At 52.4% G+C, this 16308-nt stretch carries 12 protein-coding genes, 1 tRNA gene and 3 rRNA genes; 12 read left to right on the top strand and 4 right to left on the bottom strand.

Annotated features, from left to right (window positions below):
* Window positions 1-304: 304 nt before the first annotated feature.
* The 4 genes from WM95_RS25695 (at window position 305) to rrf (ending at window position 5280) form a co-directional block, all read left to right on the top strand.
* Window positions 305-1846 (top strand): 16S ribosomal RNA (locus tag WM95_RS25695).
* Between the two features lie 84 nt (window positions 1847-1930).
* A tRNA-Glu gene (locus WM95_RS25690) sits at window positions 1931-2006 on the top strand.
* 183 nt (window positions 2007-2189) lie between these two features.
* A 23S ribosomal RNA gene (locus tag WM95_RS25685) occupies window positions 2190-5094 on the top strand.
* Window positions 5095-5164: 70 nt separating this feature from the next.
* Window positions 5165-5280 (top strand): 5S ribosomal RNA (gene rrf, locus WM95_RS25680).
* Together the 16S, 23S and 5S rRNA genes with 1 tRNA gene alongside form the textbook arrangement of a ribosomal RNA operon.
* Window positions 5281-5380: 100 nt before the next feature.
* On the opposite strand, the gene mobB is transcribed toward rrf, so the two are convergent.
* Together mobB and mobA are read right to left on the bottom strand one after the other, a co-directional pair.
* A complete protein-coding gene (gene mobB, locus WM95_RS25675) occupies window positions 5381-5884 on the bottom strand; it encodes a molybdopterin-guanine dinucleotide biosynthesis protein MobB (RefSeq protein ID WP_059446482.1) in 504 nt (167 codons plus the stop codon).
* A complete protein-coding gene (gene mobA, locus WM95_RS25670; RefSeq protein WP_063408680.1) occupies window positions 5881-6465 on the bottom strand; it encodes a molybdenum cofactor guanylyltransferase MobA in 585 nt (194 codons plus the stop codon). The genes mobB and mobA overlap by 4 nt, the downstream gene beginning before the upstream one ends.
* A 68-nt stretch (window positions 6466-6533) precedes the next feature.
* Here mobA and WM95_RS25665 point away from each other — a divergent pair, with 68 nt between their 5' ends.
* The 3 genes from WM95_RS25665 (at window position 6534) to dsbA (ending at window position 8516) form a co-directional block, all read left to right on the top strand.
* On the top strand, window positions 6534-6803 hold the full coding sequence (locus WM95_RS25665) for a YihD family protein (RefSeq protein ID WP_003861904.1): 270 nt from the start codon (window positions 6534-6536) through the stop codon (window positions 6801-6803).
* Between the two features lie 75 nt (window positions 6804-6878).
* Window positions 6879-7865 carry a serine/threonine protein kinase gene (locus WM95_RS25660; protein ID WP_063408681.1) on the top strand — a complete coding sequence of 329 codons (987 nt, stop codon included), beginning with the start codon at window positions 6879-6881 and terminating at the stop codon, window positions 7863-7865.
* A gap of 27 nt (window positions 7866-7892) precedes the next feature.
* On the top strand, window positions 7893-8516 hold the full coding sequence (gene dsbA / locus WM95_RS25655) for a thiol:disulfide interchange protein DsbA (protein ID WP_023309771.1): 624 nt from the start codon (window positions 7893-7895) through the stop codon (window positions 8514-8516).
* Window positions 8517-8539: 23 nt separating this feature from the next.
* On the opposite strand, the gene WM95_RS25650 is transcribed toward dsbA, so the two are convergent.
* Window positions 8540-9391 (bottom strand): acyltransferase, encoded by an 852-nt coding sequence (locus tag WM95_RS25650; protein ID WP_231106821.1) that lies wholly within the window; start codon window positions 9389-9391, stop codon window positions 8540-8542.
* On the opposite strand from WM95_RS25650, the gene WM95_RS27680 reads away from it, so the two are divergent.
* The 3 genes from WM95_RS27680 (at window position 9288) to WM95_RS27935 (ending at window position 12895) form a co-directional block, all read left to right on the top strand.
* Window positions 9288-9551, top strand: a complete 264-nt coding sequence (locus tag WM95_RS27680; protein WP_223825995.1) for a hypothetical protein — start codon at window positions 9288-9290, stop codon at window positions 9549-9551. The genes WM95_RS25650 and WM95_RS27680 overlap by 104 nt on opposite strands.
* A 337-nt stretch (window positions 9552-9888) precedes the next feature.
* Window positions 9889-12681, top strand: a complete 2793-nt coding sequence (gene polA, locus WM95_RS25645) for a DNA polymerase I (RefSeq protein WP_063408683.1) — start codon at window positions 9889-9891, stop codon at window positions 12679-12681.
* A 166-nt stretch (window positions 12682-12847) separates the two neighbouring features.
* Window positions 12848-12895, top strand: coding sequence for a spot 42 RNA, inhibition of DNA synthesis (locus WM95_RS27935; protein WP_071892919.1), 48 nt, complete (start codon window positions 12848-12850; stop codon window positions 12893-12895).
* Between the two features lie 96 nt (window positions 12896-12991).
* Here WM95_RS27935 and yihA read toward each other — a convergent pair whose 3' ends face one another.
* Complete coding sequence (yihA, locus tag WM95_RS25640) at window positions 12992-13621, bottom strand: ribosome biogenesis GTP-binding protein YihA/YsxC (protein ID WP_047174088.1); 630 nt, start codon at window positions 13619-13621, stop codon at window positions 12992-12994.
* 578 nt (window positions 13622-14199) lie between these two features.
* Between yihA and yihI the strand changes: the two genes are divergently transcribed.
* Both yihI and hemN read left to right on the top strand, forming a co-directional pair.
* On the top strand, window positions 14200-14715 hold the full coding sequence (yihI, locus tag WM95_RS25630; RefSeq protein WP_023309767.1) for a Der GTPase-activating protein YihI: 516 nt from the start codon (window positions 14200-14202) through the stop codon (window positions 14713-14715).
* Between the two features lie 188 nt (window positions 14716-14903).
* On the top strand, window positions 14904-16277 hold the full coding sequence (gene hemN / locus WM95_RS25620; RefSeq protein ID WP_063408684.1) for an oxygen-independent coproporphyrinogen III oxidase: 1374 nt from the start codon (window positions 14904-14906) through the stop codon (window positions 16275-16277).
* Window positions 16278-16308 lie beyond the last annotated feature (31 nt).

The raw sequence follows: 16308 nt of genomic DNA, 5'->3' as shown, positions 1-16308 counted from the left end.
TCACGTCGGAATAACTCCCTATAATGCGCCTCCACTGACACGGAATAACGGCACGCACGCCGCCGGGTCAGCAGAGAAAAGCGAAAATAAACGCTTGACTCTGAAGCGGGAAAGCGTAATATACGCCACCTCGCAACGGTGAGCGAAAGCCGCGTTGCACTGCTCTTTAACAATTTATCAGACAATCTGTGTGGGCACTCAAAGTGACATGGATTCTTAACGTCGCAAGACGAAAAATGAATACCAAGTCTCTGAGTGAACATGCGTAATTCATTACGAAGTTTAATTCACGAGCATCAAACTTAAATTGAAGAGTTTGATCATGGCTCAGATTGAACGCTGGCGGCAGGCCTAACACATGCAAGTCGAGCGGCAGCGGAAAGTAGCTTGCTACTTTGCCGGCGAGCGGCGGACGGGTGAGTAATGTCTGGGAAACTGCCTGATGGAGGGGGATAACTACTGGAAACGGTAGCTAATACCGCATAACGTCGCAAGACCAAAGAGGGGGACCTTCGGGCCTCTTGCCATCAGATGTGCCCAGATGGGATTAGCTAGTAGGTGGGGTAACGGCTCACCTAGGCGACGATCCCTAGCTGGTCTGAGAGGATGACCAGCCACACTGGAACTGAGACACGGTCCAGACTCCTACGGGAGGCAGCAGTGGGGAATATTGCACAATGGGCGCAAGCCTGATGCAGCCATGCCGCGTGTATGAAGAAGGCCTTCGGGTTGTAAAGTACTTTCAGCGGGGAGGAAGGTGCTGAGGCTAATAACCTCAGCAATTGACGTTACCCGCAGAAGAAGCACCGGCTAACTCCGTGCCAGCAGCCGCGGTAATACGGAGGGTGCAAGCGTTAATCGGAATTACTGGGCGTAAAGCGCACGCAGGCGGTCTGTCAAGTCGGATGTGAAATCCCCGGGCTCAACCTGGGAACTGCATTCGAAACTGGCAGGCTAGAGTCTTGTAGAGGGGGGTAGAATTCCAGGTGTAGCGGTGAAATGCGTAGAGATCTGGAGGAATACCGGTGGCGAAGGCGGCCCCCTGGACAAAGACTGACGCTCAGGTGCGAAAGCGTGGGGAGCAAACAGGATTAGATACCCTGGTAGTCCACGCCGTAAACGATGTCGACTTGGAGGTTGTGCCCTTGAGGCGTGGCTTCCGGAGCTAACGCGTTAAGTCGACCGCCTGGGGAGTACGGCCGCAAGGTTAAAACTCAAATGAATTGACGGGGGCCCGCACAAGCGGTGGAGCATGTGGTTTAATTCGATGCAACGCGAAGAACCTTACCTACTCTTGACATCCAGAGAACTTAGCAGAGATGCTTTGGTGCCTTCGGGAACTCTGAGACAGGTGCTGCATGGCTGTCGTCAGCTCGTGTTGTGAAATGTTGGGTTAAGTCCCGCAACGAGCGCAACCCTTATCCTTTGTTGCCAGCGGTCCGGCCGGGAACTCAAAGGAGACTGCCAGTGATAAACTGGAGGAAGGTGGGGATGACGTCAAGTCATCATGGCCCTTACGAGTAGGGCTACACACGTGCTACAATGGCGCATACAAAGAGAAGCGACCTCGCGAGAGCAAGCGGACCTCATAAAGTGCGTCGTAGTCCGGATTGGAGTCTGCAACTCGACTCCATGAAGTCGGAATCGCTAGTAATCGTAGATCAGAATGCTACGGTGAATACGTTCCCGGGCCTTGTACACACCGCCCGTCACACCATGGGAGTGGGTTGCAAAAGAAGTAGGTAGCTTAACCTTCGGGAGGGCGCTTACCACTTTGTGATTCATGACTGGGGTGAAGTCGTAACAAGGTAACCGTAGGGGAACCTGCGGTTGGATCACCTCCTTACCTTAAAGAACCTGCCTTTGTAGTGTCCACACAGATTGTCTGATGAAAAGTAAATAGCAAGGCGTCTTGCGATTGAGACTTTACGTCCCCTTCGTCTAGAGGCCCAGGACACCGCCCTTTCACGGCGGTAACAGGGGTTCGAATCCCCTAGGGGACGCCACTTGCTGGTTCGTGAGTGAAAGTCACCGGCCGTCATATCTCAAAACTCATCTTCGGGTGACGTTTGAGATATTTGCTCTTTAAAAATCTGGATCAAGCTGAAAATTGAAACGACACATCTTAAATGGTGTGTTCGAGTCTCTCAAATTTTCGCAATCAGAAGTGAAACATCTTCGGGTTGTGAGGTTAAGCGACTAAGCGTACACGGTGGATGCCCTGGCAGTCAGAGGCGATGAAGGACGTGCTAATCTGCGAAAAGCGCCGGCGAGGTGATATGAACCTTTGACCCGGCGATGTCCGAATGGGGAAACCCAGTGCAATTCGTTGCACTATCGTTAACTGAATACATAGGTTAACGAGGCGAACCGGGGGAACTGAAACATCTAAGTACCCCGAGGAAAAGAAATCAACCGAGATTCCCTCAGTAGCGGCGAGCGAACGGGGAGCAGCCCAGAGTCTGAATCAGCTTGTGTGTTAGTGGAAGCGTCTGGAAAGTCGCACGGTACAGGGTGACAGTCCCGTACACGAAAGCACACAGGCTGTGAACTCGAAGAGTAGGGCGGGACACGTGGTATCCTGTCTGAATATGGGGGGACCATCCTCCAAGGCTAAATACTCCTGACTGACCGATAGTGAACCAGTACCGTGAGGGAAAGGCGAAAAGAACCCCGGCGAGGGGAGTGAAAAAGAACCTGAAACCGTGTACGTACAAGCAGTGGGAGCACCTTCGTGGTGTGACTGCGTACCTTTTGTATAATGGGTCAGCGACTTATATTCTGTAGCAAGGTTAACCGTATAGGGGAGCCGAAGGGAAACCGAGTCTTAACTGGGCGTTAAGTTGCAGGGTATAGACCCGAAACCCGGTGATCTAGCCATGGGCAGGTTGAAGGTTGGGTAACACTAACTGGAGGACCGAACCGACTAATGTTGAAAAATTAGCGGATGACTTGTGGCTGGGGGTGAAAGGCCAATCAAACCGGGAGATAGCTGGTTCTCCCCGAAAGCTATTTAGGTAGCGCCTCGTGAACTCATCTTCGGGGGTAGAGCACTGTTTCGGCTAGGGGGCCATCCCGGCTTACCAACCCGATGCAAACTACGAATACCGAAGAATGTTATCACGGGAGACACACGGCGGGTGCTAACGTCCGTCGTGAAGAGGGAAACAACCCAGACCGCCAGCTAAGGTCCCAAAGTCATGGTTAAGTGGGAAACGATGTGGGAAGGCACAGACAGCCAGGATGTTGGCTTAGAAGCAGCCATCATTTAAAGAAAGCGTAATAGCTCACTGGTCGAGTCGGCCTGCGCGGAAGATGTAACGGGGCTAAACCATGCACCGAAGCTGCGGCAGCGACGCGTATGCGTTGTTGGGTAGGGGAGCGTTCTGTAAGCCGTTGAAGGTGTGCTGTGAGGCATGCTGGAGGTATCAGAAGTGCGAATGCTGACATAAGTAACGATAAAGCGGGTGAAAAGCCCGCTCGCCGGAAGACCAAGGGTTCCTGTCCAACGTTAATCGGGGCAGGGTGAGTCGACCCCTAAGGCGAGGCCGAAAGGCGTAGTCGATGGGAAACAGGTTAATATTCCTGTACTTGGTGTTACTGCGAAGGGGGGACGGAGAAGGCTATGTTAGCCGGGCGACGGTTGTCCCGGTTTAAGCATGTAGGCGGAGGTTCCAGGTAAATCCGGTACCTTTTAACGCTGAGGTGTGATGACGAGGCACTACGGTGCTGAAGTAACAAATGCCCTGCTTCCAGGAAAAGCCTCTAAGCATCAGGTAACACGAAATCGTACCCCAAACCGACACAGGTGGTCAGGTAGAGAATACCAAGGCGCTTGAGAGAACTCGGGTGAAGGAACTAGGCAAAATGGTGCCGTAACTTCGGGAGAAGGCACGCTGATATGTAGGTGAAGCCCCTGCGGGTGGAGCTGAAATCAGTCGAAGATACCAGCTGGCTGCAACTGTTTATTAAAAACACAGCACTGTGCAAACACGAAAGTGGACGTATACGGTGTGACGCCTGCCCGGTGCCGGAAGGTTAATTGATGGGGTTAGCGGCAACGCGAAGCTCTTGATCGAAGCCCCGGTAAACGGCGGCCGTAACTATAACGGTCCTAAGGTAGCGAAATTCCTTGTCGGGTAAGTTCCGACCTGCACGAATGGCGTAATGATGGCCAGGCTGTCTCCACCCGAGACTCAGTGAAATTGAACTCGCTGTGAAGATGCAGTGTACCCGCGGCAAGACGGAAAGACCCCGTGAACCTTTACTATAGCTTGACACTGAACACTGGTCCTTGATGTGTAGGATAGGTGGGAGGCTTTGAAGCGTGGACGCCAGTCTGCGTGGAGCCGTCCTTGAAATACCACCCTTTAATGGCTGGTGTTCTAACGTAGACCCGTAATCCGGGTTGCGGACAGTGTCTGGTGGGTAGTTTGACTGGGGCGGTCTCCTCCCAAAGAGTAACGGAGGAGCACGAAGGTTAGCTAATCCTGGTCGGACATCAGGAGGTTAGTGCAATGGCATAAGCTAGCTTGACTGCGAGAGTGACGGCTCGAGCAGGTGCGAAAGCAGGTCATAGTGATCCGGTGGTTCTGAATGGAAGGGCCATCGCTCAACGGATAAAAGGTACTCCGGGGATAACAGGCTGATACCGCCCAAGAGTTCATATCGACGGCGGTGTTTGGCACCTCGATGTCGGCTCATCACATCCTGGGGCTGAAGTAGGTCCCAAGGGTATGGCTGTTCGCCATTTAAAGTGGTACGCGAGCTGGGTTTAGAACGTCGTGAGACAGTTCGGTCCCTATCTGCCGTGGGCGCTGGAGAATTGAGGGGGGCTGCTCCTAGTACGAGAGGACCGGAGTGGACGCATCACTGGTGTTCGGGTTGTCATGCCAATGGCACTGCCCGGTAGCTAAATGCGGAAAAGATAAGTGCTGAAAGCATCTAAGCACGAAACTTGCCCCGAGATGAGTTCTCCCTGACCCTTTAAGGGTCCTGAAGGAACGTTGAAGACGACGACGTTGATAGGTCGGGTGTGTAAGCGCAGCGATGCGTTGAGCTAACCGATACTAATGAACCGTGAGGCTTAACCTTACAACGCCGAAGCTGTTTCGGCGAAGAGACAGACACGATTTTCAGCCTGATACAGATTTAACAGAATTTGCCTGGCGGCTTTAGCGCGGTGGTCCCACCTGACCCCATGCCGAACTCAGAAGTGAAACGCCGTAGCGCCGATGGTAGTGTGGGGTCTCCCCATGCGAGAGTAGGGAACTGCCAGGCATCAAATAAGTAGAGAGGCCATCCGAAAGGATGGCCTTTTTGCGTTTTAGCATCACAGAGATTATGTAGGCCGGGTAGGGCGAAACCGCCACCCGGTAAGTCAGATCGCAATCCACTCCACTATAAACTCCGCAATCCCTTCCACATCATTTAAATCCAGCGTCGGAACTTCAAGCGGCAATACAACATCACTGGCCACCGCAATCACATGCTCATCCAGCGTTAATTCGCTGAAATCATGCCCGGCATCGCTTCTGAACAGCAGGATCTTAGGCACGGCCTCATGCTTAAATCCCTCAACCAGCACCAGATCCAGCGTGGCGTGATCCATCCGGCTGACCAGATAGGCGAGATCCAGCGGCGCCTCATCCGGCGTTTCTGTCATCAGCGCCCAGCGTTGAGTACTTGCCACCATCGTTTGCGCTGCACCCGCTTTACGCAATGCATAGCTATCTTTGCCCGGTCTATCGACATCCATATTATGATGGGTGTGCTTAATCAATCCTGGACGGATACCTCTGGCACAAAGCGCAGGAATGAGCTTTTTCAGCAGCGTGGTTTTTCCGGTCCCACTCCAGGCGGAAATGGCGACAACAGGTATCATCTTTTCTCCTGCATCATCTGCAAATCGTCAGGCGTATTCACATTCACAAAAGCTGATTTTAAATCGCTAAAATCAACGGGATGACCGCCAGACTCGCGCATAAAAGCCATCACCCTGCGCTCTCCCGCAGCCAGATAGGACTGCAGGGCTGGCGCCAGGGATCGGTGCATCAATGCGATAGCAGGATGATCACGCTCGCCGTCATGTACCCAAACCACAGGAACCGTACCCCGAAGCAGCAACAAACGTTCGACAAGACAGGACGGAATAAACGGGGTATCGCAGGGACAGAAGATGAACCACTCTCCGTGAGACTGTTGCATGACCGAAAGCATACCAGCCAGCGGTCCCGGGTAATCCTCAAGGATATCCTGGTAAACGGCGTACCCGCTGAGCTGGTAAGTGTCGATATGCCGGTTAGCACTGATGACCATTGTCGACACCTGGCCTGCGAGCGTATCAGCGACACATTGCCATAAGGGTTTGCCGTTCAGGCGTTGAAGCCCCTTATCTTTTCCCCCCATTCGCGTCGCTCTGCCACCTGCCAGAACGACCCCAATGATTTCCTGGCTAAGATTCACGAATATCGCCTCTTTTATTGTGGGATTGACCCTGCTAACGTGTCACTCTAAATGAAAGGAGCACCACCATGAAATGTAAACGTCTGAATGAAGTTATTGAACTCCTCCAGCCCGCCTGGCAAAAAGAGCCAGAGCTAAATCTGATGCAATTTTTACAGAAACTGGCGAAAGAGTCAGGTTTTGACGGCGAACTGGCAGACCTTTCTGACGACATCCTGATCTACCACCTAAAAATGCGTGACTCTGCCAAAGATGCTGTTATTCCTGGTATTCAGAAGGATTATGAGGAAGATTTTAAGACCGCATTACTGCGCGCCCGAGGCGTAATTAAAGAGTAAAAGCTTGTAAGCGGCGGCACCGAAATCGCCACAAGATGATATCCTGAATCATTCGTATAATTTCCGGATGATCGGATGAACGACCAGGCTTTTACTTTCCAGACATTACACCCGGACACCATTATGGATGCCCTGTTTGAACAGGGTATTCGGGTGGACTCCGGGCTAACACCGTTAAACAGCTACGAAAACCGCGTCTATCAATTTCAGGACGAGGATCGTCAGCGCTTCGTCGTAAAGTTCTATCGTCCTGAACGCTGGTCCGCAGAACAAATTCAGGAAGAGCATCAGTTTGCTCACGATCTGCTGGATGACGATGTTCCCGTTGCCGCGCCGCTAAAATTCAATAATCAAACGCTCCTCACGCACGAAGGGTTTTACTACGCTGTATTCCCAAGCCTGGGTGGCCGCCAGTTTGAAGCGGATAATATCGATCAGATGGAGTGGGTTGCCCGCTATCTTGGGCGCATACACCAGACGGGACGCAAAAAAGCCTTTATTGCCCGCCCGACTATCGGAATTCAGGAATACCTTCTTGAACCACGCGAAATATTCGAAACGTATGCCATGATCCCCGCTGCGTTAAAGGATGATTTCCTCAACGCCACCGATAAGCTCATTGCTGCTGTTAAAACCTGCTGGCGTGACGATATTTCCGTCCTGCGCCTGCATGGCGATTGTCATGCCGGAAATATCCTCTGGCGTGATGGACCGCTGTTTGTCGATCTCGATGATGCGCGTATGGGGCCCGCGGTTCAGGACCTGTGGATGCTGCTCAATGGCGACAAAGCCGAGCAACGCATGCAGCTTGAAACCATTATTGAAGCTTATGAAGAATTTAGCCCGTTTAATTCAGACGAAATTGCCCTGATTGAGCCTTTACGTGCGATGCGTTTTGTTTATTATCTCGCATGGTTAATCAGGCGTTGGGACGATCCCGCATTTCCCCGGAATTTCCCGTGGCTTACCGGAGAGGATTACTGGCGTAGCCAGATATCTACATTTACTGAGCAGGTCAAGGTTCTTCAGGAACCCCCTCTGCAATTAACGCCGATGTATTAATTGGACACACCCAGGAGAGAGTTAATCATGAAAAAAATTTGGCTGGCGCTGGCAGGTATTATTCTGGCATTTAGCGCTTCTGCTGCGCAGTTTACCGACGGCAAACAGTACACCACGCTGGACAAACCGGTCGCTGGCGAGCCACAGGTTCTGGAGTTTTTCTCGTTCTACTGCCCACACTGCTATCAGTTCGAGCAAGTGCTGCATGTTTCGGATAGCGTAAAGAAAAAGCTGCCAGAAGGCACCAAAATGACCAAGTACCACGTCGAGTTCCTGGGCCCATTGGGTAAAGACCTGACCCAGGCGTGGGCGGTTGCGATGGCACTGGGCGTGGAAGATAAGATCACTGCGCCAATGTTTGAAGCCGTACAGAAAACCCAGACCGTTCAGACCACTGCGGATATCCGCAAAGTGTTCGTTGATGCCGGCGTGAAAGGTGAAGAGTATGACGCTGCATGGAACAGCTTTGTGGTGAAATCTCTGGTTGCTCAGCAGGAAAAAGCGGCTGCTGACCTCCAGCTTCAGGGCGTTCCGGCGATGTTTGTTAACGGCAAATACCAGCTGAACATGCAGGGCATGGACACCAGCAGCATGGATATCTTCGTACAGCAGTATGCAGATACCGTGAAATACCTGGTTGAGAAGAAGTAATTTCGCTGATGTAAAAACGCCGGTCACTGACCGGCGTTTTTGTATAAAGATTTAATATTGTCTATCTGTTCGTCTTTCTCTTTCCAGAGCGTATTAAGCCACTGCTGGAAACGACGCTTGAAACTCTTATCGTTAACGTAATCACCGTGCAGCCCGGCATCTATCGGGACCAGATCGACACGCACAACAATGCGCGTCAGTTTGCCGCTGAGCATATCGTAGAACGGCGTCTTATCGTTTTCCGGATAGCAGAGCGTGACGTTCAGGAGTTTATCGAACTGCGATCCCAGCACGTTAAGCGCCATCGCAATACCCGCAGCCTTTGGCGGCAGCAAGTGCTGGTAAGGAGAGCGGGTTTGTTGGTGCTTCTCCTCCGTAAATCGGGAGCCTTCAACAAAGTTTACGATGGTCGTAGGATGCGCGCGAAACTTTTCGCAGGAACGGCGTGTGGTCTCCACATCTTTGCCGCGACGCTCGGGATGACGAATCAAATAGCTGCGCGAATAGCGTTTCATAAACGGCATATCAAGCGCCCAGCAGGCCAGCCCGATAAAAGGCACCCAGGCGAGCTGCTGTTTCAGAAAGTATTTGTTCATCGGGATGTGTTTGCGAAAAAGTACGCATAACACCACGATGTCCGCCCAGCTGTGGTGATTGCAAATCAGCAGATACCAGTTCTTCTTGCTAAGACTCTCCAGCCCTTTGATATCCCACTTCAGATGCGGGTTCAGGCACAGCAGGATCGCCAGTCCTTCGCACCAGCAGTACATCATGAAATTACAAAATGCGGACACGGCTCGCCACACCACAGGGACAGGCAACAGCAGTTTAACGATCCCGGCGATAATGATCGGCACAGAGCAGGCGACAGTCACCAGGATAGTTAAAATGATGCTTAACAGTAATGTTATTGCAGCGAGCAATCTCGACATGATGAGCTTTTTCAAATGGTTAGCTGTAAGTGAGCGGCCGGCTATTCGACGCTGGGCGCTGATTTTACCAGAAAACGGACAAATTAATGGCGCTTTCATGTGATGATTTGGCCGCTTTTACCCTGCCGTAGACGATTTCACTGTGATTCCGCGCTTATCAAGGCTTATATCCACATAGACTAAATTGCCATCGGTTGGCCATATAGATAAGATCTAAGGTGATAACAGCATGATAATTAAGATCTAAAAATTAACTCATATGTATTTTTTACGTCTGTTATTCATATGAAGTGAAAATATGCACAAACTTATCCACAGTTTGATTTTTGCGAGCGATCCTCACGATCGCAAAATCTTTTCCTGTATCTGGTGCTAATACCTGATGTTTTCATCCTTCTGTGGCATCCTTTACCCATAAATTGATTAAAGGCACGGACATTATGGTTCAGATCCCAGAAAACCCTCTTATTCTCGTCGATGGCTCTTCTTACCTGTATCGGGCATACCATGCGTTTCCTCCTCTGACCAATAGCGCAGGGGAACCTACCGGCGCAATGTACGGCGTGCTGAACATGCTGCGCAGCCTGATCCTTCAGTATCAGCCAACCCATGCGGCTGTAGTCTTTGATGCGAAAGGTAAAACTTTCCGCGATGAGCTGTTTGAGCATTACAAATCTCACCGTCCGCCAATGCCTGACGATCTGCGCGCGCAGATTGAGCCGCTGCATACCATGGTAAAAGCGATGGGGCTGCCGCTGCTGGCCGTCTCTGGCGTTGAGGCTGATGACGTTATCGGCACGCTGGCGCGTGAAGCAGAAAAGATGGGTCGTCCTGTGCTGATCAGCACCGGTGATAAAGATATGGCGCAACTGGTGACGCCAGGCATCACCCTGATTAACACCATGACCAACACCATTCTGGGGCCAGAAGAAGTGGTCACAAAGTATGGCGTGCCGCCTGAGCTGATTATCGACTTCCTCGCGTTGATGGGCGATTCCTCGGATAACATCCCGGGTGTCCCTGGCGTCGGTGAAAAAACCGCGCAGGCGCTGCTCCAGGGGCTGGGTGGTCTGGATACGCTCTACGCGCAGCCAGACAAAATCGCCGGGCTCTCCTTCCGTGGCGCAAAAACCATGGCCGGAAAACTGGAAGAGAACAAAGAGGTGGCTTATCTCTCCTATAAGCTGGCCACAATCAAAACCGATGTCGAACTGGAGCTGGGCTGTGAGCAGCTTGAAGTGCAACAGCCTTCCGCTGACGATCTGCTGAGCCTGTTTAAGAAATACGAATTCAAGCGCTGGACCGCTGACGTGGAAGCCGGTAAATGGCTGCAGGCGAAAGGGGCTAAACCTGCTGCAAAGCCGAAGGAGACAATCGTCGTTGACGCAGAAGAGCAGGCGGAAGAAGAAGCCGTGGCGCTTTCCTTCGACAACTACGAAACCATTCTTGAAGAGTCACGGCTGATCGCCTGGATCGATAAACTGAAAAAGGCGCCGGTCTTCGCCTTTGATACCGAAACCGACAGCCTCGATAACATCTCTGCCAATATGGTTGGCCTGTCATTTGCGATAGAGCCGGGTATTGCCGCCTACGTCCCTGTGGCGCACGATTACCTGGATGCGCCGGAGCAGATCTCCCGTGAACGCGTGCTCGAACTGCTGAAGCCGATCCTGGAAGACGAAAAGGCGCTCAAGGTTGGGCAAAACCTCAAGTACGACCGAGGCATTCTGCAAAATTACGGCATTGAACTGCGCGGGATTGCCTTCGACACCATGCTTGAATCCTACATTCTGGACAGCGTCGCGGGCCGCCATGATATGGATTCCTTATCTGACCGCTGGCTCAAGCACAAAACGATCACCTTTGAAGAGATTGCCGGTAAAGGGAAAAATCAGCTCACCTTCAACCAGATCGCTCTGGAAGAAGCGGGGCGCTACGCGGCGGAAGACGCTGATGTCACGCTGCAGCTGCACCTGAAGATGTGGCCAAAACTGCAGAAGCATGAAGGTCCGCTGAACGTGTTCCAGCATATCGAGATGCCGCTGGTGCCCGTGCTATCCCGCATTGAACGCAACGGCGTGAAGATTGACCCAACGGTGCTGCATAACCACTCCGGGGAGCTGGCGCAGCGTTTGACCGAGCTCGAGCAAAAAGCGCATGAGCTTGCAGGCGAGCCGTTTAACCTCTCTTCACCGAAGCAGCTGCAAACCATTCTGTTTGAAAAGCAGGGCATCAAGCCGCTGAAGAAGACCCCTGGCGGCGCGCCGTCAACCTCTGAAGAGGTGCTGGAAGAGCTGGCGCTGGATTACCCGCTGCCAAAAGTGATTCTGCAGTACCGTGGCCTCGCGAAGCTGAAGTCTACCTACACCGACAAGCTCCCGCTGATGATCAACCCGAAAACGGGTCGTGTGCACACGTCGTACCATCAGGCTGTTGCGGCGACCGGTCGTCTCTCATCAACCGACCCCAACCTGCAGAACATCCCGGTACGTAACGAAGAAGGCCGCCGTATTCGCCAGGCTTTCATCGCACCAGAGGATTATCTGATTGTCTCTGCTGACTACTCGCAAATCGAACTGCGCATTATGGCGCATCTGTCCCGCGACAAAGGCCTCCTGACCGCGTTTGCCGAAGGAAAGGATATCCACCGGGCAACCGCCGCGGAAGTCTTCGGCTTGCCGCTGGACAGCGTGACCAACGAGCAGCGCCGCAGTGCTAAGGCGATCAACTTCGGTCTGATTTACGGCATGAGCGCATTTGGTCTTTCGCGCCAGCTCAACATTCCACGCAAAGAGTCGCAGAAGTATATGGATCTCTATTTCGAGCGTTATCCCGGGGTGTTGGAATATATGGAACGCACCCGCGCGCAGGCGAAGGAAAAAGGTTACGTCGAAACCCTGGATGGCCGCCGTCTCTACCTACCGGACATCAAATCCAGCAACGCGGCGCGTCGCGCTGGCGCAGAGCGTGCGGCGATCAACGCCCCGATGCAGGGTACCGCGGCGGACATTATTAAGCGTGCAATGATCGCCGTTGATGCCTGGCTGGAAAAAGAGAAGCCTCGCGTGAAAATGATCATGCAGGTACACGATGAACTGGTATTTGAAGTGCACAAAGACGACCTCGACGCCGTGTCGAAGAAGATCCACGAACTGATGGAAAGCAGCATGACGCTCGACGTGCCGTTGCTGGTGGAAGTGGGAAGTGGCGAAAACTGGGATCAGGCTCACTAACGGTTCTTCGCATAACGCGCTTTTTATGTAAGTTTGCAACATAACAACGCGCGTTTTGTGACAATCATTAGAATTCCCTATGTAAAGAATGAAAAAAAACTACAAAAAGTGCTTTTTCTGCAGCACAAAAAGGGGTAGAGTTGTCGGCGTAGGGTACAGAGGTAAGATGTTCTATCTTTCAGACCTTTTACTTCACGTAATCGGATTTGGCTGAATATTTTAGCCGCCCCAGTCAGTAATGACTGGGGCGTTTTTTATTGCGGCAAAGAAAAATTCAGGCAAAAAAACGCGGCTATCGCCGCGCTCGGTATTACTCTTCTTCCGCTTCCGTCGCGGGTTCCAGCTCGCTAAACCAGGCGTCGAGTTTCTGACGCAGCTTGTCCACGCCCTGCTTTTTCAGCGAGGAGAATGGCTCAACCTGCACATCACCGTTGAACGCCAGCACCGCTTCGCGAACCATATTCACCTGCGCTTTGCGCGCGCCGCTCGCCAGCTTATCGGCTTTCGTCAGCAGCACCAGCACGGCGATATCGCTTGCTACAGCCCAGTCGATCATCTGCTGATCCAGATCTTTCAGGGGATGACGAATATCCATCAGCACCACCAGGCCTTTCAGGCACATGCGTTTTTCCAGGTATTCACCCAGCGCACGCTGCCACTTGATTTTCATCTCTTCCGGTACCTGCGCGTAACCGTAGCCCGGTAAGTCGACCAGGCGTTTGCCCTCTGCGACTTCAAACAGGTTGATCAGCTGGGTACGGCCAGGTGTTTTTGAGGTGCGCGCCAGGCTCTTCTGATTAGTCAGCGTATTCAGGGCGCTGGATTTCCCCGCATTGGAGCGGCCAGCAAATGCCACTTCAATACCGGTATCAGAAGGAAGGTGGCGAATATCGGGCGCACTGGTGACAAAATGCGTCTGTTGGTAGTTCCAGGTAGTCACGTGGTCGTCTCCAAAATCGTAATCTGAAGGGGATTATACCCGAATGCAGGCAAAAGGCTTTTCTGATTGCTATGAGCAGTAGACGAATGCCACAACCGGTGTGAGAGATCGGCCAGTAATGCTATGCGAGATTTCAGAGAATTCGCAGGCGTAAAAAAATTCAAACTGTTTTAAATCATAAGCTTATTTCCAGGTAATTATCTGAAAATCCCTTTTTGTACCGTTTCGTTGCTTGTTAGTTTAACCGAACAAGGTAAAGTGTGCGTCAGGGCGAGGAAGCCAACAGGAAATCGACTTAAGGATGAGGGTCAGGAGCGCCAGGAGGCGAAGACGCAGGATTGTCAGGATGACCAGCGCCTGGAGGCGTTTTTTACAGGAAATGGAACCGTATCACGGACGGTATTAGCCAAGGGATAAACAGGGTTTGTTGTTGGCAAACACGGAAAGTCTGACCCGCTAAGGGTTGTGAGTCAGGAAAAAAGGCGACAGATTGCTCTGTCGCCTTTTTTCTTTGCTTGCTTTCTGCTAGATTTCGCCGCAATTCTATACTGAAGAAAACGACTTAAAGATAAAACATCATGAAAAAACCAACCTCCGCTGCAGGCGCGAAACGCCCTGTAAAAGCACGCCGCAAAACGCGCGAAGAACTGAACCAGGAAGCGCGCGATCGCAAACGCGATAAAAAACATCGCGGTCACGCTGCGGGTAGCCGTGCCAACGGTGGTGGTGCAGCGGGTGCTTCTGCAAAAGGCAAACAGCAGAAAGACCCTCGTATCGGCAGTAAAACTCCCATTCCACTGGGCGTGACAGACACCCCGGTCACTAAGCAGCACAAACCAAAGAGCGAGAAACCTATGCTTTCACCGCAGGCTGAGCTGGATTTGCTGGAGAACGATGAGCGCCTGGACGCGCTGCTGGAACGTCTTGAAGAGGGTGAAACCCTGACCGCTGAAGAGCAGTCATGGGTGGATGCCAAACTGGATCGTATCGATGAACTGATGCAGAAGCTGGGCCTGTCATACGACGATGACGAAGATGAAGAAGAAGACGAGAAGCAGGAAGATATGATGCGTCTTCTGAAGGGTGGAAACTAACATTTGCACCCGGCAGGCACGATAGTCCTGCTTATAACCCTTCCGGTTATATGTTATCTGGTGTGGTTATTCGTTAAACTACGGCGGTTGTCGCGGCGACAGAAGTGGCTGCGCACCCGAATGATGGCCCGCGATGGGGCCAGAACGGGCCGCCGTATACGAACGCGACACCAACGGAAGGAGTGAGCATGTCAGCACCAACTATCGACTGGGATTTGGCCCTAATCCAGAAATATAACTATTCCGGGCCGCGTTATACGTCATACCCCACCGCGCTGGAGTTCTCCGATGCCTTCGGCGAGGCTGATTTCCAGCAGGCTGTTGCGCGCTATCCTGAGCGTCCGCTGTCGCTCTACGTCCATATTCCGTTCTGCCACAAGCTCTGCTACTTCTGCGGGTGCAATAAAATCGTTACCCGTCAGCAGCACAAAGCCGACCAGTATCTTGATGCGCTCGAACAAGAAATTGTGCATCGCGCGCCGCTGTTTGCTGGCCGTCACGTCAGCCAGCTTCACTGGGGCGGCGGTACGCCAACCTATCTGAATAAAGCGCAAATAAGCCGCCTGATGACCCTGCTGCGCGGCAATTTCAGTTTTAACGCCGACGCTGAAATCTCGATCGAAGTCGATCCGCGTGAAATTGAGCTGGATGTACTGGATCACTTACGCGCCGAAGGCTTCAATCGTCTGAGCATGGGCGTGCAGGATTTCAATAAAGAGGTTCAGCGTCTGGTGAACCGCGAGCAGGACGAAGAATTTATCTTTGCCTTACTCAATCACGCGCGTGAGATTGGTTTCACCTCGACCAATATTGACCTGATATACGGCCTGCCAAAGCAGACGCCGGAAAGCTTCGCCTTCACCCTGAAGCGCGTGGCCGAACTCAACCCGGACCGCCTGAGCGTCTTTAACTATGCGCATCTGCCGACGCTCTTTGCCGCTCAGCGCAAAATAAAAGATGCCGATCTTCCTTCTGCCCAGCAGAAGCTGGATATTCTGCAGGAAACCATTACCTCGCTGACCGAAACCGGCTATCAGTTTATCGGGATGGATCACTTTGCTCGTCCGGATGACGAGCTGGCGATTGCTCAGCGTGAAGGCGTTCTGCACCGTAACTTCCAGGGCTACACAACCCAGGGCGATACCGATTTGCTGGGGATGGGCGTCTCCGCTATCAGCATGATTGGCGACTCTTACGCGCAGAACCAGAAAGAGCTGAAGCTTTACTACCAGCAGGTTGATGAAACGGGCAACGCGCTGTGGCGAGGCATCGCGTTAACGCGCGACGACTGCATCCGGCGCGATGTGATTAAGGCGCTAATCTGCAACTTCCGTCTCGATTTCAGCGACGTTGAGTCGCAGTGGGATCTGCACTTCAGCGATTATTTTGCGGAAGACCTGAAGCTGATTGCACCGCTGGCGAAAGACGGGCTGGTGGATGTGTCGGAGAACGCGATTGAGGTCACGCCGAAAGGGCGTCTGTTGATCCGTAATATCTGCATGTGCTTTGACGCGTATCTGCGTCAGAAAGCGCGACTGCAGCAGTTCTCGCGGGTGATTTAAGGCGCATTGCCAAAAGCACTAAACGTAGGCC

It is taken from the genome of Enterobacter cloacae complex sp. ECNIH7, assembly GCF_002208095.1.
GTDB classification, from domain to species: Bacteria; Pseudomonadota; Gammaproteobacteria; order Enterobacterales; family Enterobacteriaceae; genus Enterobacter; species Enterobacter cloacae_M.
The sequence above is the reverse complement of the archived record's forward strand: the minus strand, read 5'-3'. Positions and strand labels throughout refer to the sequence as shown.